Origin of the sequence: Catellatospora paridis, assembly GCF_009720365.1 — a bacterium.
Classification (GTDB): domain Bacteria; phylum Actinomycetota; class Actinomycetes; order Mycobacteriales; family Micromonosporaceae; genus Catellatospora; species Catellatospora paridis.
The window spans coordinates 1-17,811 of sequence record NZ_WBZD01000043.1; the positions used below are offsets into that span (position 1 = coordinate 1).

Genomic DNA, 17,811 nt, shown 5'->3' on the forward strand with positions numbered 1-17,811 from the left:
TGCACGTTCTTACCCTGCTTGGGCAGCGTCAGGAACGAACCACCCCAGTTACCGCCACCACCAGGAACCGCAGCGATGTCCCACTTACCCGAGGAGTCCTTCGCCTGGCTCTGGATGTAAGCCATCATCCACGACGGGCACGCCAGCGTCACGAACGAACCCTTGGCCATACCGGCGTTCCAGTCCGCCGACCACGGCGCGATCTTCGCCGACAGACCCTTGTTGATCGCATCGATCGTCAGATCCCAGGCCTTCTTGACGCCGGGGTTGGTCTCCACGACGACCTTGTCCGCGTCGTAGATACCCACCGGCTGCTGACCCAGGATCGAACGGTAGATGATCGTCGGGCCGTCCATCCAGGAGGAGCCCTTGATGTTGGCGTTCTTGAACTTCACGCCCGTGGCGATGTACTCCTCCCACGTCGGCCAAAGCTTCGACACGGCCTCACGGTCGGTCGGCAGGCCCGCCTTCTCGAAGATGTCCCGGCGGTAGCACATCGCCATACCACCGACGTCAGTCCCGAGGCCGACGACCTCGCCCTTGGCCGAGGAACCCTGCTGCCACTTCCACGCCGGCCACTGCGACTTGATGTCGTTGGCACCGTAGTCGGTCCAGTTGTAGAACTTGCCCGGGTTGGCCGTGAACTGACCCGCCCAACCCTCCTCGATCGCCTCGATGTCCGCGGCGCCGGTGTTGGTGGCCAGGTGCGCGGCCAGGTTCTTGTGGTGATCCTCAGCCTTCGTGATCCGCTCCACGATCTCCACATTCGGATTCGCGGCCATGTACTCCTTGTACAAGTCCTTGTACCCGAACTCACCGAACGTCGCGATCGTGAGCTTGACCTTCTCACCCGGCTTCGCCGGGTCGTCACTGCCACCGCAGGCCGCGGTGCCGAGCACGAGCGCGGTCGCGAGCAGCGGGCCCGCGACCATGACGGCGCGGCGGCGCAGGCTTCCGCCGTTGAGGGCTGGACGCATGCTTTTCCTCCAAACACAGGAAGGGATGGTGCGTTCTTTTGGGGTAACGTGCTGAGGAGCTTCGTGAGAGCGCTCTATCGGAGAGCGCTCTCCCACGCCAGAGCATCGCCCCGCGGTCCGGTCCTGTCAAGAGTCAGTTGCCGTGCTGTTACAGGAACAGACATCCGCGCAGGTAGCAACAGTCCCATCAATACGATCAACAGAAGTTGATCATGAAGTTGTGGGCGCGACACACCGCCGACCCGTGCCATAAGTTCATGATCGACGGGAAACGGCTTTCCGGTGCGGCGGGGTGGGTCAGGCTGAGGCGCGCTGGACCAGGTCGGGGTCGAAGATGACGCTGGTCGTGCGGTTGGCGCGCGAGTCGATGCGGGTGAGCAGGAGGCGCGCCATCTCGGCGGCCATGTCCTCGACCGGCTGGCGCACGGTGGTCAGCGGAGGGCGGCTGGACAGGGCCGCGCTGCTGTCGTCGAAGCCGATGACGGCGACGTCGTCCGGCACCGACTTGCCGTGGTCGCGCAGCACCATCATCGCGCCCTGGGCCATCACGTCGCTGGCCACGAAGACGCCGTCCACCTCGGGGTGCTCGGTGAGCAGGCGCTCCATCGCGCGCTCGGCGCCCTCCTGGGTGAAGCCGCCGTCGTAGGACGGCACGTACGCCACGCCCTGCTTGGCCATCGCCTCGCGGAAACCGTTGAGGCGGTCCACGCCGGCCGGCATGTCCACCGAGCCGGAGATGGTCGCCACGTGCTGGCAACCGCGCGCGACGAGATGGTCGGCGGCCAGCTTCGCGCCCTGGTAGGTGGCGACGTCGACGTAGCTGATCGGCATCGGCGCGGCCGGGCGGCCGTACAGGACCGCGGGCACGCCCGCGTCGGCGAGCAGCTGCGGCAGCGGGTCGTGCGGGTGCAGCGACAGCACCACGACGCCGTCGACCTGCCCCTGGCGCACGTCCGAGACGACCTTGGCGCAGGCGTCCTCGTCACCGGCCAGCACCAGTGCCAGGTGCACCCCGGACGGCCGCAGCACGCTGAGCACCCCGCCGACCACCCGGCCGAAGAACGGGTCGGAGAAGAAGCGGCCGAGGAACGGGTCGTCCGCGGCGCGGTTCTCCGCCTCGGAGACGACCAGGGCGATCGCGCCCGTACGGCCGGTGACCAATGATCGCGCCGCCCGGTTGGGCACGTAGCCGGTGGCGGTGACCGCGTCCCAGACGACCTTGTGCAGCTGCGGGTCGACGTTGCGGATGTTGTTGATCACCCGTGAGACGGTGGCCCTGGACACGCCCGCCACCTGGGCGACGTCCTCGAGCGTCGGCAGCCGCTGTGCCGGCGTCTGGTCACTGGTCATGAACGTCTTTATAGCACAAAGGGAGAGCGCTCTCCGCTCCCGACCTGCGTGGACTTGAGCCGTTTCCCGGGCCGGGCGCGGCCGCCGGGCATGATCACTCGACATGCCAGGCAGCTGGGCGAATGGCGCTTCAAGATACGCCCAGCTGCCTGGCAAGTCGAGTGATCACGAAACGGCGAGCGGTGATGGTGCGGCGGGCGGGTCGATGCCTCCACCCGCCGCACCCGGTGAGCGGTCCGGCGTCAGCTCTGGTAGACGCCGAACTCCCACAGTGAGAAGCCGTACGCGGTGGCGCGTTCCACGCCGTTCATACGGACATAGCGGCCGGTCGCGGTGACCGGGAGGATGTCGAACCCGCCGTTGCCGGCGGTGGTCGAGTAGACGGTGTTCCAGTTGGTCCCGTCGTTGGAGACCTGGATCTGGTAGGACTTGGCGTACGCCGCCTCCCAGCCGAGCAGGACGTTGTTGAACGTCCTGACCGAGCCCAGGTCCACCTGGAGCCACGCCGTGGTCAGCCACTCGCTGGCCCAGCGGGTGCCGTAGTTGTTGTCCACGGCGTAGGAGGGCAGCTGCGGCCCGTTGGTGCCGGTCGGCTGGTACGTCGACGCGGTCGCCGGGCGGCCCTGGGCGATGTTCGTGCCCGGCACCGTCGGCGCGACGACCCGGATCGACTTCTGCTCGATGCCCACGTTGCCGTGGCCGTCGAACACGTACACGTAGATCTTCCAGACGCCCATCTGCTGCGGCGCGGTCACCGAGAACTCGTTGCTGCCGCCCAGCTGGGTAAACCGCACGTTGTCGAAGCCGCGGTTGCCGTTGATGTGCTTGTTGCTGTACATCAGGTTGTAGCGCAGCAGGTCGCCCTGCGGGTCGCTGGCGCCGACGTACAGCGTGAACTGGCCGCCCGCGGGGACCGAGGTCTGGTTCGACAGGGTCAGGCTGGTGATCTCCGGCGGGGTGTTCGCCGACGGCGTGCCGCTGTAGGCCTGCTTGAGCGCGTGCCACCCGTGCCGGCGCCAGCCGCCGGTCAGCGTGTTGAGCCATACGCCGCCGAAGTCGTTCTCCAGGCCGTAGTGGAACTCGGTGCCACCCAGCGCGACACCCGGGTGGCTGAGCAGCGCGTTCCAGCTCGCCGTGTACTGCGCCCGCTTCTGCAGGTCGGTCGGCTCCAGGGGCACCCCGTTGATGTCGTTGGGCACCTCCCACTCACCGTCCGGGCCGCCCTCGGTGAGCACGTACGGCTTGGTGTAGCCGCCGTCGATCCAGGCCTGCTTGAGGCCGCCGACCGCACCGTAGGAGTTGATGCCGTAGACGTCCAGCGCGGGCGCGTTGTTCTTGTAGTACGGCCACGCGCCGACCCACGCGTCGGTCGAGGTGACCGGGTGGTTGGGGTCCGCGGCGTGGATCGCCACGGCGACCTCGTTGACGAAGGCGGCGTACGCGTTGCGGCGCGCCTCGACCTCCGCGGCCGGCAGCCCGAAGTCCTGCATGGTGAGCAGCACCTCGTTGCCGACGTCCCACATCAGCACGCCCTGGTTGTTCTTGAGCGTGTTGACCCGGGCCACGATCTCGGCCTTGACGCTGTTCTTGTACGCGGTGTCGTTGACGTAGTCCGCGCCCTGGTTGAGCCAGTGCCCGACGATCACCTTGAGGCCCTGCCGGGCCGCGGTGTTCAGCAGCACCGGGGTCTGCGTGTCGTCCACACCCCAGGTGCGGATCGTGTTGACGCCCATGTTCTTCAGGTCCCGCATGTAACCGTCGGCGGCGCCCTGCGGCGGGCCGTAAGTGAGGCCCTTGACCAGGAACGGCGCACCGTTGACCTGGAGCTGCCAGTTGCCCTGCGTGCCGGTGATGCGCACGACGCTCGGGCCGCCCGGGATCGCCGGGTCGGTCATCGCCGGCGCGGTGCTGCCGGTCTGCCTCGACACGGTCACCTTGTCGACGGCGAGCACGCCGCCGGAGGTGGTCTCCGCGGTCGGCACGGTCTCGCCCGCGACGGCGTTCGGGTAGAGGCCGCCCATCGCCAGGTCGAGCCGCAGGTAGAAGCCGTGGTGCACGGCGGCCTGCCAGGCAGCGACGCCGACCTGGCTCTCCCGCACGACCCAGGTCTGCCGGCCGTCGAGGTAGAAGCGGATCTCCTCGTCGGTCTTGGTGCGGTCGATGACCTGCGCGTACTCGTGGAACGCGGTCTGGCAGCCGAGGCAGGTCGCCAGGCCCGAGGTGCGCCCGTTGTACTCCCCGCACGGACCGTCGGGGGCGGTGCCGCAGTGCAGGGTGTTCGACAGCTGGCTGCGGCCGTTGACCCCGCTCATGATGTCGGTCTCGCCGACGCCCGGCCAGTTGTTGAAGTTGCCGCGGTAGGCGGCGCCGGTGGCCCGGAACGCGGGCCAGTAGCCCAGGCCGTTGGCCACGTTGGGCTGCTGGATCACGGCGGAGAAGCGCAGCAGCTCGCCCGGCTGCGGGGCGAAGTCGGTGCGCTGGGTCTCCAGCCGGCCGGAGGTCCACGCGCCCGCGCCGTCACGGATCGCCTTGATGTTCAGCTTGCCGTCACCGGTGAGGTAGACGTTGGCGGTGGAGTTGCTGGCGGTCTCGACCTCGCCGGTCCCCCAGTTCGCCGCGCCGCCCGGATACTGCGTGCCGGTGCGCATGAGCCAGTTCGCCCCGCTCGGCGAGGTGTTCGCCGCGCCGTCGAAGTTCTCCTCCCAGACCGTGGTCCAGTTGCCCGACGGGCTGGGGCTCGGGCTGGTCGGCGTGCTCGGGCTGGGCGACGGGGACGTCACGACACCGCCGGTGAAGACCTTGAACTCCCACAGGGAGTAGCCGTAGCCGTTGGCGCGGGTGGTGCCGTACATCCGGATGTACCGGCCGGAGCCGCCGACGTTGAGGGTCTGCGTGCCGCCGGTGCCGGTGGTGGTGCTGTAGATGTTCGTCCAGCCGCCGGTGCCGGTGGCCGAGGTCTGCAGCTGGAAGGCGGTCGCGTACGCGCCCTCCCACTGCAGCACGACCTGGCAGATGCTCTGCGTGCTGCCGAGGTCGACCTGCAGCCACTGCGGGTCGGCGTACAGGCTGGACCAGCGGGTGCCGGCGTTGCCGTCGACGGCCGCCGAGGCCGGGGTGCCCGCGTTCTCGACCGACGAGGTCGTGGCGGTCTTGCCCTGGGCGACGTTCGTGGTGCCGCAGGCGCCGGGGTTGCTGCTCGGGCTCGGCGCGGGGCCGAACGAGCCGATCACCTTGAACTCGAACAGCGAGTAGCCGTAGCCGGCGTTGCGCACCGTGCCGTACATGCGCACGTACCGGCCGGAGCCGGTGACGTTGAGGGTCTGCGTGCCGCCCGGACCGGTGGTGGTCGTGTAGATCGGGGTCCAGTTGACGTCGTCGGCCGAGGTCTGGATCTGGAACGAGCGCGCGAACGCGCCCTCCCACTCCAGGATCACCTGGCTGATCGACGCGGTCTGGCCGAGGTCGATGCGGATCCACTGCGGGTCGGCCCACTGGCTGCCCCAGCGGGTGCCGGAGTTGCCGTCCACGGCGTTGGCCGCGGCGAGGTCGGCGCCCTGGACCGAGGACGCGGTGACGGGCTTGCCCTGCGAGATCAGCGAGTCGGCGGCGCTGGCGCTGGTGAAGGGGATGACGAGCGCGAGGGACGAGATGACCGTGGTGACCGCGACGGGTATGGCTATCCGCCAGCGGCGGGCGATGTGCCGCGCACCCGGGCGGTGACTGACGGGGGTCATGGGGCTCCTACCTGTTGCAACGGGGAGAGCTCCGGCCGGAGGGCCGTGAGGTGGAGAGCGCTCTCCGAGTGTTACGCCGATATTTCTCCGCTGTCAAGACAGCGACCCTCGACTATGCCGAACTGTCCGCATGAGACTGGTTTGTAAGCCGTCTCGTCGATTCCCTCATCGCCTCGCGGTCATTCGCTCTTGACATCGACGGGCCGTTGCCGGGAGCCTGGGACTCATTCGGAGAGCGCTCTCCACCGCGTTTCCCGTCGCGCTCCCCCGCCGTTTCCACGAAAGGGAACCCATGCCCACCCAGACCGAGGCACCAGCCGCAGCTACCGCGCAGGAGCTGCGGTTTCCCCCCGACTTCTGGTGGGGTGCGGCGACCGCCGCGTACCAGATCGAAGGCGCCGTGGCGGAGGACGGCCGCACCGCGTCGATCTGGGACACCTTCTGCGCCACCCCGGGCCTGGTCGCCGAGGGCCACACCGGCGAGGTCGCCGCGGACCACTACCACCGCTACCGCGACGACGTCGCGCTGATGCGCGAGATCGGGCTGTCGGCGTACCGGTTCTCGGTGTCCTGGCCGCGGGTGCAGCCGGGCGGGCGCGCCGGGGAGAACCCGGCCGGCATCGCCTTCTACGACCGGCTCGTCGACGAGCTGCTGGCCGCCGGGATCAAGCCCGCGGCCACCCTCTACCACTGGGACCTGCCGCAGGAGCTGGAGGACCGCGGCGGCTGGACCGCCCGCGACACCGCGCTGCGCTTCGCCGACTACGCCGCCGTCGTCGCCGCGCGCCTGGGCGACCGGGTGCAGCTGTGGTGCACCCTCAACGAGCCGTGGTGCTCGGCCTTCCTCGGCTACGGCGCGGGCTTCCACGCCCCCGGCCGGCGCAATCCCGCCGACAGCCTGCTCGCCACCCACCATCTGCTGCTGGCACACGGCCTGGCCGTGCAGGCGTTGCGCGCGGCGGTGCCGTCGGCGCAGGTGTCCATCGCCCTCAACCAGGGCGCGGTGCGCTCGCTCACCGATTCGGCCGCCGACCGCGACGCCGCCCGCCGCATCGACGGCCTGCTCAACCGGATCTACCTCGACCCGATCATGACGGGGGTATACCCGGCCGACGTCGTGGCCGACACCGCGTCCGTGAGCGACTGGTCGTTCGTGCGCGACGGGGACCTGGCCGTGATCGCCGCGCCGATCGACGCGCTGGGCGTCAACTACTACGCCCCCGACCTGGTCAGCGCCGCGACAACGCCGCACGAGGAGCCCTCGGTGTATCCGGCCAGCCAGGACATCACCTTCCACCAGACTCCCGGCCCGCGCACCGAGATGGGCTGGACCGTCGACCCGACCGGCCTGCGCGACGTGCTGACCGCCGTGCACCGCCGGTACCCGGACCTGCCGCTCTACGTCACCGAGAACGGGGCCGCGTACGACGACAAGGTCGACGCCGACGGCCGGGTCCGCGACGGCGAGCGCATCGCCTACCTGCGCGCCCACCTGGCCGCCGCACACGAGGCGATGACCGCCGGGGCCGACCTGCGCGGCTACTTCGTGTGGTCGCTGCTGGACAACTTCGAATGGGCGTTCGGCTACGGCAAACGCTTCGGCATCGTCCGCGTGGACTACGACACCCAGCAGCGGCTGCTGAAGGACAGCGCGCACTGGTACCGCGATGTGATCAGCGCCGGCGGCATCGCGGCCTGACACCCTCCCGGGGCTGGGACGGTGTCAGCACCGGGCGGCGTCGCCACCTCTCAGGCGACGCCGCCCCCTTCTCATCGCAACTCTCAAGGAGTCGCGCCTTCAGGGGCGTCCTGACGGCGCGACTCCTTGAGAGTTGCGCCGGGGTGGGGTCGGGATTCCGGGTGGTGGTCTCCGGGGCGGAGGATGTGATCTAGGCTCACGTGTCATGGCGACCGACGGGACCAACTGGGCCGGCAACGTCACCTTCAGCGCGGCACGGCTGCATCGGCCGTCCAGCGTGGACGAGCTGCGGGCGGCCATCGCGGGGGCGCGCCACGTGCGGGCGCTGGGCACCGGGCACTCGTTCAACCGCATCGCGGACACCCCGTACGACCTGGTCACCGTCGCTCGGCTGCCGCGGGTGGCCGAGCTGGACCGGGCGCGCTCGACGGTGCGGGTCTCGGCGGGCACCCGCTACGGCGAGCTCGCGCCGTACCTGCACCGGCACGGTTACGCGCTGCACAACCTGGGTTCGCTGCCGCACATCTCCATCGCGGGCGCGGTCGCCACGGGCACCCACGGCTCCGGCGACCGCAACGGCAACCTGGCCACCGCGGTCCGCGGCATCGAGCTGGTCACCGCAGACGGTGACCTGGTCACCGTCGACCCGGCCGAGCTGCCGGGCAGCGTGGTGTCGCTCGGCGCGCTCGGGGTGGTGACCGCGCTGGACCTCGACGTCGTGCCGACCTTCGACGTGCGCCAGCACGTGTACGAGCACCTGCCGCGCGCCGCCCTGGAGGAGCACTTCGACGAGGTGTTCGGTGCGGCGTACAGCGTCAGCCTGTTCACCCGCTGGCGTGGGCCCGACATCGAGCAGGTGTGGCTCAAGCAGCGCGCCGACGCCGAGCCGCTCGGCGCGGACCTGTTCGGGGCGCGACCCGCCGACGGCGCGCGGCATCCGATCGTCACCATGTCGCCGCTGCACTGCACGGCGCAGCAGGGCGTGCCCGGCCCGTGGCACGAGCGGTTGCCGCACTTCCGGCTCGACTTCACCCCGAGTGCGGGCGACGAGCTGCAGTCGGAGTACTTCGTGCCGCGCTCGCGGGCGTTGGAGGCGTTTGCCGCGCTGGACGAGATCGCCGACCGGATCGCGCTGGTCGTGCAGGTGTCCGAGGTCCGCAGCATCGCCGCGGACGAGCTGTGGCTGAGCCCGGCGCAAGGCCGGGACAGCATCGCGTTCCACTTCACCTGGATCGCCGACGAGGCCGCGGTCGCGCCGGTGGTCGCCGCGGTCGAGGACCGCCTGGTCCCGCTGGGCGCGCGCCCGCACTGGGGCAAGGTCTTCGGCATCGACCCCGACCTGGTCCGCGCCCAGTACCCCCGCCTGGCCGCCTTCGCCGCCCTGGCCACCCGCCTCGACCCGGCCGCCAAGTTCCGCAACCGCTTCCTCGACCGCTACCTGCCGCCAGCTGCTCCCCCCGCCCGTTGATCATGAACTTGTGGCAGCGACACGCCGTCGAACCTGCCCATAAGTTCATGATCGACGCGGGTGGGGTGGGTCAGGCGAGGGTTTCGGTGAGGCGGTGGCCGGCGAGGTGGTGGACGAGGGCGGGGAGGGCCTGACCTAGGGGGGCGTCGAGGGTGAGGGTGGCCTGGGCGTCGGAGCGGGTGGCGCCGCGGTTGACGATGGCGACGGGGATGCCGAGCTTGACCGCGCGGATGACGAAGCGGCGGCCGGACATGACGGTCAGCGACGAGCCGAGGACCAGCAGCAGGCGGGAGCGTTCGACCAGGTCGAAGCACTGCTGCACGCGGGTGGGCGGCACGGTTTCGCCGAAGAAGACCACGTCGGGCTTGAGCATGCCGGCGTCGCAGCCTGCGCAGTCGACGGTGCCGAAGCCGGCCAGCTCGTCGTCACCGAACTCGACGTCGCCGTCGGGGTGCACGGCGGTGATCCGGGCCGAGAAGCCCGGGTTGACGCGGTGCAGCCGCCGGTCCAGCTCGGCGCGCGGGGTGACGTCGCCGCAGCCGAGGCAGATCACCCGATCCAGGCTGCCGTGCAGCTCGATGACGCCCTCGGCCCCCGCGGCCTGGTGCAGGCCGTCGACGTTCTGGGTGACGATGCCCGACAGCAGCCCGTGCCGCTGGAGCGCCGCGACGGACTGGTGGCCGGTGTTGGGCGAGGCGCGCGCGATGGTCCGCCAGCCGAGGTGGCTGCGCGCCCAGTAGCGCACCCGGGACTGCGGTTCACGGGTGAACGCCTGATAGGTCATGGGGGCGTGGCGGCGCTGCACGCCATCCGGCCCGCGATAGTCGGGAATGCCGGACTCGGTGGACAATCCGGCACCGCTGAGGACGGCGACGCCGCCCTCGGCCATCATCGCGGCGAGCTCCGCGACGCGCTCTTTCGTGGCATGCACCCTGCCATGCTGCCTCGGTGCCCGGCCCGCGACCAGCGGCGGGTGTCACGGTCGCAGCGCGGCGCAATAGATCATTGATGACCGTCTTTACTATTAGGTTTGTTTAATTTATGTTGGCGATTACATGAAGTCAGCCTGCATCCCCCAAGGTAGGTGGTAGCTCATGAAACGCCCCGTTCAGAGCCTTCGCACCCGGATATTCGCGGCCGCGGCCGCCACCGTCGTCGCGATGGGCGCATCACTGGCCATCTCCTCTGCCGCCTCGGCGGCCAACCTGATCGCCAACCCGGGCCTGGAGACCGGCAGCCTGTCCCCGTGGAGCTGCAGCGCCGGGCTCGGCAGCGTCGTCACGACCCCCGTGCACGCCGGCACCCGAGCCCTGCAGGGCTCCCCGAGCGCCGGAAACCACGCCCAGTGCAGCCAGACCGTCACCGTGCTGCCCAACACCGCATACGTGCTCAGCGCCTGGGTGCGCGGCGGTGGCGGCTACGTCTACCTCGGCTACACCGGCGGCACCGAGACCTGGAACCCCGCCGCGGCCAACGCCTGGACCAAGCTCAGCCTGAACCTCACCACGGCCGCCGGGCAGACGTCGCTGACCGTCAACGTGCACGGCTGGTACGGCCTGTCCGCGTACCAGGCCGACGACTTCTCCCTGGACGGCCCCGGCACCCCGCCCAGCAACCCGCCGACCCCGACCGTCGCGCCCAGCTCGCCGCGGCCCAGCGCCTCCTCCTCCCCCTCGTCCTCGCCGCCGCAGCCGTCCCCGTCCGGCCCGACCGCCCCGCCCGGCGGCAAGAAGCTGCTCGGCTATTTCGTGAACTGGGGCGTCTACCAGCGCAACTACCACGTCAAGAACATCGCCACGAGCGCGTCGGCCGGCAAACTGACGCACATCAACTACGCGTTCGGCAACGTGACCAACGGCCAGTGCGTGATCGGTGACTCCTACGCCGACTACGACCGCGCCTACACCGCGGCCGAGAGCGTGGACGGCGTCGCCGACACCTGGGACGCGGGCGCGCTGCGCGGCAGCTTCAACCAGCTGCGCAAGCTCAAGCGGCAGTACCCGAACATCAAGGTCCTGTGGTCGTTCGGCGGCTGGACCTGGTCCGGCGGTTTCACCCAGGCCGCGCAGAACCCGACCGCGTTCGCGAACAGCTGCTACAACCTGGTCGAGGACCCGCGCTGGGCGGATGTCTTCGACGGCATCGACATCGACTGGGAGTACCCGAACGCCTGTGGCCTGTCCTGTGACAGCAGCGGGGCGCTGGCCTTCCGCAACGTGTCGCAGGCCCTGCGCAACAGGTTCGGCAGCAGCTACCTGGTCACCGCCGCGATCACCGCGGACGGCACCAACGGCGGCAAGATCGACGCGACCGACTACAACGCCGCGGCGCAGTACCTGAACTGGTACAACGTGATGACGTACGACTACTTCGGTGCGTTCGCCGCGCAGGGCCCCACCGCCCCGCACTCGCCGCTGACCTCGTACTCCGGCATCCCGACGCCCGGGTTCTACTCGGACGCGGCCATCCAGAAACTCAAGAGCAAGGGGGTGCCGTCGGCGAAACTGCTGCTCGGCATCGGCTTCTACGGCCGCGGCTGGACCGGCGTCACCCAGGCCGGGCCGGGCGGCACGGCCACCGGGGCGGCGCCGGGCACCTATGAGGCGGGCATCGAGGACTACAAGGTCCTCAAGAACAGCTGCCCGACCACCGGCACCGTCGCGGGCACGGCATACGCCAAGTGCGGCAGCAACTGGTGGAGCTACGACACCCCGTCGACCATCAACGGCAAGATGTCGTACGCCAACAGCCAGGGCCTCGGCGGCGGCTTCTTCTGGGAGCTGTCCGGCGACACCACCAACGGTGAACTGATCACCGCCATGCGCAACGGCCTCGGCTGACGCGTTTCGTCCCACCACATCGGAGCGGCAGGCGCCTTTCCCACGGGGCGCCTGCCGCTCTCCCGTCCCCGGTGGACGGACCACCTGGCCGAACGGTCGGCGCAGGCGCTTGCGTACCATCTCGGCAGCCCTTCGTCACCAGGAGTAGCCGATGTCGACCGCGGAATCCCCGGCCCCGCTGAAGCGCACCAGCACGATCGTCACCATCGTGGCCACGGTCCTGGGCACCGTCCTGGCGTACCTGTCGCTTGCCGCCGCGGTGAAGTGGCCGCCGTTCTCACCGTCCCCGTCGGTCGCCGTGGTGAAGGGCGCGCACCCGCGCAACGACAACTGCCCCGGATCGTCCTGCGCCTTCGTCAGCGTGCGGCTGGAGAACTTCGCGCCGGGCAGCGTCGTGCGGTGCACCTTCACCAGCGCGGAGGGTGCCGAGTTCTTCGGGCCCTATGATGCGCTGATCGACGACGAGGGCAACCACGCCGGTCAGAGCACGAACTACTACGGCCAGCCCGCCGGCTGGGTGAGCGCCATGTGCGGCGAGGCGACCGGCTCGCTCAAGCCCTGGGGCAACTGACCGGTCCGGACGGTGACCGCTTGATCCGCCGTGGGACCGGCGTCCCACGGAGTGGAAGAAACCGACCTGCATCACGTGATCTCTGACACTTTTCGCCAGCTCCGCGAACCACGGTCAGGAACAGTGCCGACGGGTCGAGCGGGCATGTCCCATCTCGACCGAGCCGCGTGTGCGGCAAGCCGATGACCTGTGCATGCACTGCCGCTGAGGAGGGCGTTCCGGTGGCATGCCGGGCCGGTCGCCGCCGCCCTCCCCCCGCGACCGCCCGCCGCGGCGACACCTCCACCGCATCGCGTCGATGGCGCGCGGGGCCTACGGTGCTCAGTCGTTGGTTTGAACCCCGCAGATCAGGTGAATGGATCCACACGTGAGCGACCCCTACGCCCAGCCTCCCGGCCAGCCCGACCCGTACGGCCCCCCGAGCGACCCGTACGCGCAGCCGGTCTCTCCTCCGCCCGCGCAGCCGTACGGCGCGCCGGGGCACCAGCCGTACGGCGGCCAGCCGGCCTACGGCCAACAGCCCTACGGGCAGCCCGGCTACGCGCAGCAGCCGCCGGCCAAGTCCAAGAAGGGCCTCATCATCGGCATCGTCGCCGGTGTCGTGGTGCTGCTGCTGCTCCTGTGCGGGGTCGGCGTCGCACTGCTCGTCAACGCCGACGACGACCCGGTCACCCCGACCACGCCCACGCGCTCCTCGGCACCCGGGACGTCCGCGGCGGCCCCGCCGCCGGGCAACAACAACGCGATCACCGCGGACTCCTCCAGCGACTTCGGCGACGTGTGCCAGGGCGGCGCGATCCTCAACGCGGCCGAGTACACCACCCCGGCCTCGGCCAAGGCGTACGTCTTCGGCAACAGCCCGACCCGGCTGACCAGCTGGAGCTCCAAGTCCCTCGACTCGCGGGCGTCCTACTACGCGAAGTCCGCGGACTACGCGCAGGTGAGCGTCGTCGGCTGCCTGAGCTACGTCGAGGGCAGCGAGGCCGCCGGGCAGAAGTGCCCCATCAAGGCCAGCGACGGCACGAAGCTGACCGTGGACTACCTGTCCTCGCGCTACTCGCTGACCTTCCACAACGCCAGGACCGGCGAGAAGATCGGCGACGGCGGCACCGTCAACGCACCGGCCAACCGCTGCCCGTCCTTCCTGACCTACAGCAAGGAGACGCTGAAGTCGTACGCGTCGCCGGACAGCGCCTCGATCGACGCCGCGGTCAAGAAGATGCTCTCCTGATCATCCTGCCCGGCCTGGACGGCCGCGTCCCGCCACCGGGACGCGGCCGTCGCTATTTCTCGAGGCGCGTCATGCCGCGCGTATGCGAGGATGCGCCGGTGGCGAGCTACCTGGAGACGTCGCGGCTGATCCTGCGCCGGTTCACCGCCGATGACGTGGACGCGCTGTACGACCTCGACGCCGACCCGGCGGTCACCCGGTTCATCAACGGCGGCAGGCCCACGCCCCGCGCGGAGATCCGCGACGAGCTGCTCCCCCGGTTCCTCGCCCAGTACGACGAGGTCCCCGGTTTCGGCCGGTGGGCGGCGATCGAGAAGGCGACGGGGGCGTTCCTGGGCTGGTTCGCGCTGACCGCCGAACCGGACGAGCCGGGCACCGCCGAGCTGGGCTACCGGCTCCGGCGGGAGGCCTGGGGCCGCGGATACGCCACCGAGGGGTCGCGGGCGCTGGTCGACAACGGCTTCACCGAGCTGGGCATGCGCCGGGTCACCGCGAACACGATGACGGTCAACACCGGCTCGCGGCGGGTGATGGAGAAGACCGGCCTGCGCTTCCTGCGCACGTTCTTCCTCGACTGGCCGGACCAGATCGAGGGCGGCGAGCACGGCGACGTGGAGTACGAACTGCGCCACGAGCAGTGGGCGCAGGACCGGGCCGCCCGCTGAAGCACCGCCCGCCGCGGGCTCCCGTCCCCCGGGCGGCCCGGTCCGAGCCGGCAGGGCCGGTGGCGGCCGGCCGGTCCGCCGATCCGGCCGGCCGCCTGCCGGTGCTACGCGGTGGCGGCTGCCGGGTCGGTCAGGAAGGCCAGCAGCAGCGTGTTCATGGCGTCGTCGAGCAGTCCGACGCCGTGGTAGGAGGACGCCGGCAGCAGCAGCTTCTTGTTCGTCGAGACCGACAGCCCGTGCAGTTCCCGGGCGGCGTCGGCGAACCGGGCCTCGTTGGCCCCGGCCGCGATGATGACCGGCACGGCCAGCTTGGCCACGGCGGTGCGGGCGTCGGCGTCGTACACGGTCGGCGCGGACAGGCTGACCACGCCGTTCACCGGCGGGGTCACCCCCGCAGCCGCGGCCAGGGCGATGGTGCCGCCGCGCGACGCCCCGACGACGAAGACCCGCTTGGCTCCGGTGGCGCGCAGGTGTGCCACCGCCGCCTGCGCGAACTCGACCGCGTCGCGGGAGTCGACGTCCACCGCCAGCGCCCGGTGGCCCTTGCCGGTCACCAGCGCGGCGAAGCTCGACCACTGGCACAACCCGGCGTCGGCCTGGTGCAGCAGCACCACGCCGGTCTCGCCCTGCCCGGTCTGCCACGCGGCGGTCAGGTCGTGCTTGGCGTTCTCGATCGCGACGAGCTGGCCGCGGTCGCTGACGCAGGGCGCATCGGCGTCGTCGATCACCCGCTGGCGCGCGGCCGCGGCCGGGTCGGGCGGCGACGCGGGCTGCTCCCCGCCACAGGCGCCAGTGCCGATCACCATCGCGGCCAGCGCCACCAGCGCGGCCGTTCTCCACGTTGTCCTCATACCCACCTCGATCCGGTGGGTACGTGATCCCGTGGGGTCCTTTCCTAAAGTTTCCTAACTGTTATCTGCGCACGCCCGGCGGCGGAACGTCTGGCGGTAGGTCTGCGGGGAGATCGAGGTGAACCGGCGGAAGTGCTGGCGCATGTTGACCGCCGAACCGAAGCCGGTGCGCCAGGCGATGCGCTCCACCGGCTCGTCGGTGGTCTCCAGCAGCTCCTGTGCCCGGCGGATGCGCTGCTCGAGGACCCACTGCAGCGGGCTGACCCCGAGGTTGTCGCGGAACCGGCGGGCGAACGTCCGCGGGCTCAGCTGCGCCTGCCTCGCCAGGTCGGCCACGGTCAGCGGCTGGTCGAGGCGGTCGCGGGCCCAGTCGAGCACGGGCGCGATCTCCGACTTGGCCTCGCCGCGCGCCAGCGGGTGGGCGAACTGCGCCTGGCCGCCCTCGCGGTGCGGCGGCACCACCATGCGCCGGGCCACCTCGTTGGCCACCGCCGCGCCGAAGTCGTTGCGCACCAGGTGCAGGCACAGGTCGATGGCGGATCCGGTGCCCGCCGAAGTGAGCACGTCGCCCTCGTCGACGTAGAGCACCTCCTGGTCGACCTTCACCTCGGGGAAGCGGTTGGCGAAGTCGACGATGTTCATCCAGTGCGTGGTGGCCCGCCGCCCGTCGAGCAGGCCGGCCGCGGCCAGCACGTATGCGCCGCTGCAGATGGAGGCGATGCGCGCGCCGCGGGCGTGCGCCCGGCGCACCGCCTCGACGACGGCCGGCGGGGGCCCGCACTGCACCATCCGGTTGCAGGCGGGAATGATCACCGTGTCGGCGTCGTCGAGCCCTTCCAGGCCGTACTTCGGCTGCACGGTCAGCCCGCCGCGCACCGACAGCAGGCCGGGCTCGGCGGCACACAGGCGTAGCTCATACCAGGGATCCACCAGGTCGGAGCGGTCGATGCCGAACACCTCGCACGGCACCGCCAGCTCGAACACCGGGATGTCGTCGGTCAGGGCCAGGGCGACCACGTGCCGCTTCATGGCAGGATCCTATCGCACTGCGGCATTCCTGCCACTGTTGTGATCACCCCGGACAGGACACGCTCTAACCATGACCGAGACCCTCCACCGGCCGCAGGCACCCACTGCAGCCACTCACCCGCACGCCGGACGGCTCACCACGGCCCAGGGCGCGGCGCTCTACGTCGGCGCGGTGCTCGGCACCGGCGTCATCGCGCTACCCGCGCTGGCCGCCCAGACCGCCGGACCCGCCTCGCTGATCGCCTGGCTGGGCCTGGTGCTGCTGTCCATCCCGCTGGCCATGACCTTCGCCGCGCTCGGCGCCCGCCACCCCGACGCGGGCGGCGTCTCCACCTACGTCCGGCTCGCCTTCGGACCCCGGGCCGCCGGGGCGATCGGCTGGTGCTTCTACTTCGCGGTGCCCGCCGGGGCCCCCGCCGCCGCCATGTTCGCCGGGGCGTACGTCGAGGCCGCGCTCGGCGGCGGGCAGCGCACCGTGCTGCTCACCGCGGCCGTGCTGATGCTCGCGGTCACCGTCACCAACGTCTTCGGGGTCACCGTCTCCGGCCGCGTCCAGCTGGTGCTCGCGGTGCTGCTGGTCGCGCTGCTGCTGACCGCCGTGATCAGCGCCGCTCCGCACGGCGACACCGCCAACCTGCGGCCGTTCGCGCCGCACGGCTGGCTCGCCGTCGTGCCTGCGGCCGCGCTGCTGGTGTGGAGCTTCGCCGGCTGGGAGGCGATCACGCATCTGGCCGCGGACTTCCGGCGGCCTGAACGCGACCTCCCCCGCGCCGCCGCCATCGCGGTCGCGGTCGTCGGCGTGCTGTACCTGGCCGTGGCCGGGGCGGGCATCCTGGTGCTCGGCCCGGACGCCACCGCGGACGCGCCGCTGGCCCGGCTGCTGGCGATCGGGCTCGGCGGGCCGGCGAGCGCACTGGCCGCGGCGGCCGCGCTGCTGCTGACCTTCGGCACCATGAACGCCTACTACGGCAGTGCCGCCAAGCTCGGTGCGGCGCTGGGCCGCGACGGTGCGCTGCCCGCCTGGCTGGCCCGCGGCGCGACCGCCGGTGACGTGCCCCGGCGCAGCCTCGCCGTCATCTCGGGCCTGTCCGCGGTGTCCATGGCCGTGGTCGCGCTGACCGGCACCGGAGCGGAGCCGCTGGTTCTGCTGTCCACCGGGGCGTTCGTCGCGGTGTACGCCCTGGGTGCCGCGTCGGCGCTGCGGCTGCTGCCGCGCGGCTCGGCCGCCCGCAAGCACGCGATGGTCGCGTTGATCGCGGTCGTCGGCCTGCTGGCCACCACCGGCTGGTATCTGCTCTGGCCCCTGGTCCTGACCGCCGGTGCCCTCCTCTACCACCGCCACCGCATCACCCGGCCTTGACGGCCGACCGCCCACCTGGGCGAAGCTCCGTCCGCG

General features: G+C 70.9%; 13 protein-coding genes. 7 read left to right on the forward strand and 6 right to left on the reverse strand.

What is annotated here, in order from left to right; genetic code table 11:
- The 3 genes from F9C41_RS37850 to F9C41_RS37860 form a co-directional block, all read right to left on the reverse strand.
- The coding region (locus F9C41_RS37850) for an ABC transporter substrate-binding protein (protein ID WP_230690316.1) at positions 1–977 on the reverse strand (977 nt) is incomplete at its 3' end.
- 297 nt (positions 978–1,274) lie between these two features.
- Positions 1,275–2,327, reverse strand: a complete 1,053-nt coding sequence (locus F9C41_RS37855; RefSeq protein ID WP_155391672.1) for a LacI family DNA-binding transcriptional regulator — start codon at positions 2,325–2,327, stop codon at positions 1,275–1,277.
- 242 nt (positions 2,328–2,569) lie between these two features.
- Positions 2,570–6,061 (reverse strand): discoidin domain-containing protein, encoded by a 3,492-nt coding sequence (locus F9C41_RS37860; RefSeq protein ID WP_155391673.1) that lies wholly within the window; start codon positions 6,059–6,061, stop codon positions 2,570–2,572.
- A gap of 292 nt (positions 6,062–6,353) precedes the next feature.
- Here F9C41_RS37860 and F9C41_RS37865 point away from each other — a divergent pair, with 292 nt between their 5' ends.
- Together F9C41_RS37865 and F9C41_RS37870 are read left to right on the forward strand one after the other, a co-directional pair.
- Positions 6,354–7,760: a GH1 family beta-glucosidase gene (locus F9C41_RS37865; RefSeq protein ID WP_155391674.1), complete on the forward strand. Its 1,407-nt coding sequence runs from the start codon at positions 6,354–6,356 to the stop codon at positions 7,758–7,760.
- Between the two features lie 205 nt (positions 7,761–7,965).
- Positions 7,966–9,228, forward strand: coding sequence for an FAD-binding protein (locus tag F9C41_RS37870; protein ID WP_155391675.1), 1,263 nt, complete (start codon positions 7,966–7,968; stop codon positions 9,226–9,228).
- Between the two features lie 70 nt (positions 9,229–9,298).
- Here F9C41_RS37870 and F9C41_RS37875 read toward each other — a convergent pair whose 3' ends face one another.
- On the reverse strand, positions 9,299–10,120 hold the full coding sequence (locus F9C41_RS37875; protein WP_155391796.1) for a Sir2 family NAD-dependent protein deacetylase: 822 nt from the start codon (positions 10,118–10,120) through the stop codon (positions 9,299–9,301).
- A 202-nt stretch (positions 10,121–10,322) separates the two neighbouring features.
- Here F9C41_RS37875 and F9C41_RS37880 point away from each other — a divergent pair, with 202 nt between their 5' ends.
- The 4 genes from F9C41_RS37880 to F9C41_RS37895 all read left to right on the forward strand — a co-directional run bounded on the left by F9C41_RS37880 (position 10,323) and on the right by F9C41_RS37895 (position 14,535).
- The gene (locus tag F9C41_RS37880; RefSeq protein ID WP_230690318.1) at positions 10,323–12,068 is read left to right on the forward strand and encodes a glycosyl hydrolase family 18 protein; all 1,746 of its coding nucleotides are present in this window, start codon (positions 10,323–10,325) and stop codon (positions 12,066–12,068) included.
- 151 nt (positions 12,069–12,219) lie between these two features.
- The gene (locus tag F9C41_RS37885) at positions 12,220–12,639 is read left to right on the forward strand and encodes a hypothetical protein (protein ID WP_155391676.1); all 420 of its coding nucleotides are present in this window, start codon (positions 12,220–12,222) and stop codon (positions 12,637–12,639) included.
- 367 nt (positions 12,640–13,006) lie between these two features.
- A complete protein-coding gene (locus F9C41_RS37890; RefSeq protein WP_155391677.1) occupies positions 13,007–13,870 on the forward strand; it encodes a hypothetical protein in 864 nt (287 codons plus the stop codon).
- Between the two features lie 98 nt (positions 13,871–13,968).
- Positions 13,969–14,535 carry a GNAT family N-acetyltransferase gene (locus F9C41_RS37895; protein WP_155391678.1) on the forward strand — a complete coding sequence of 189 codons (567 nt, stop codon included), beginning with the start codon at positions 13,969–13,971 and terminating at the stop codon, positions 14,533–14,535.
- Positions 14,536–14,639: 104 nt separating this feature from the next.
- Here F9C41_RS37895 and F9C41_RS37900 read toward each other — a convergent pair whose 3' ends face one another.
- On the reverse strand, positions 14,640–15,386 hold the full coding sequence (locus tag F9C41_RS37900) for an alpha/beta hydrolase (RefSeq protein ID WP_155391679.1): 747 nt from the start codon (positions 15,384–15,386) through the stop codon (positions 14,640–14,642).
- Positions 15,387–15,440: 54 nt separating this feature from the next.
- A complete protein-coding gene (locus tag F9C41_RS37905) occupies positions 15,441–16,415 on the reverse strand; it encodes a GlxA family transcriptional regulator (protein ID WP_155391680.1) in 975 nt (324 codons plus the stop codon).
- A gap of 70 nt (positions 16,416–16,485) precedes the next feature.
- Between F9C41_RS37905 and F9C41_RS37910 the strand changes: the two genes are divergently transcribed.
- On the forward strand, positions 16,486–17,775 hold the full coding sequence (locus tag F9C41_RS37910; protein ID WP_155391681.1) for an APC family permease: 1,290 nt from the start codon (positions 16,486–16,488) through the stop codon (positions 17,773–17,775).
- Positions 17,776–17,811 lie beyond the last annotated feature (36 nt).

Excerpts from the sequence above, each read along its gene's own strand:
- F9C41_RS37885 (WP_155391676.1), top strand. The coding sequence starts at position 12,220 with ATGTCGACCGCGGAATCCCCGGCCCCGCTGAAGCGCACCAGCACGATC.
- F9C41_RS37880 (WP_230690318.1), top strand. The coding sequence starts at position 10,323 with ATGAAACGCCCCGTTCAGAGCCTTCGCACCCGGATATTCGCGGCCGCG.
- F9C41_RS37865 (WP_155391674.1), top strand. The coding sequence starts at position 6,354 with ATGCCCACCCAGACCGAGGCACCAGCCGCAGCTACCGCGCAGGAGCTG.
- F9C41_RS37900 (WP_155391679.1), bottom strand. The coding sequence starts at position 15,386 with ATGAGGACAACGTGGAGAACGGCCGCGCTGGTGGCGCTGGCCGCGATG.
- F9C41_RS37855 (WP_155391672.1), bottom strand. The coding sequence starts at position 2,327 with ATGACCAGTGACCAGACGCCGGCACAGCGGCTGCCGACGCTCGAGGAC.
- F9C41_RS37910 (WP_155391681.1), top strand. The coding sequence starts at position 16,486 with ATGACCGAGACCCTCCACCGGCCGCAGGCACCCACTGCAGCCACTCAC.
- F9C41_RS37905 (WP_155391680.1), bottom strand. The coding sequence starts at position 16,415 with ATGAAGCGGCACGTGGTCGCCCTGGCCCTGACCGACGACATCCCGGTG.
- F9C41_RS37875 (WP_155391796.1), bottom strand. The coding sequence starts at position 10,120 with ATGATGGCCGAGGGCGGCGTCGCCGTCCTCAGCGGTGCCGGATTGTCC.
- F9C41_RS37870 (WP_155391675.1), top strand. The coding sequence starts at position 7,966 with ATGGCGACCGACGGGACCAACTGGGCCGGCAACGTCACCTTCAGCGCG.
- F9C41_RS37860 (WP_155391673.1), bottom strand. The coding sequence starts at position 6,061 with ATGACCCCCGTCAGTCACCGCCCGGGTGCGCGGCACATCGCCCGCCGC.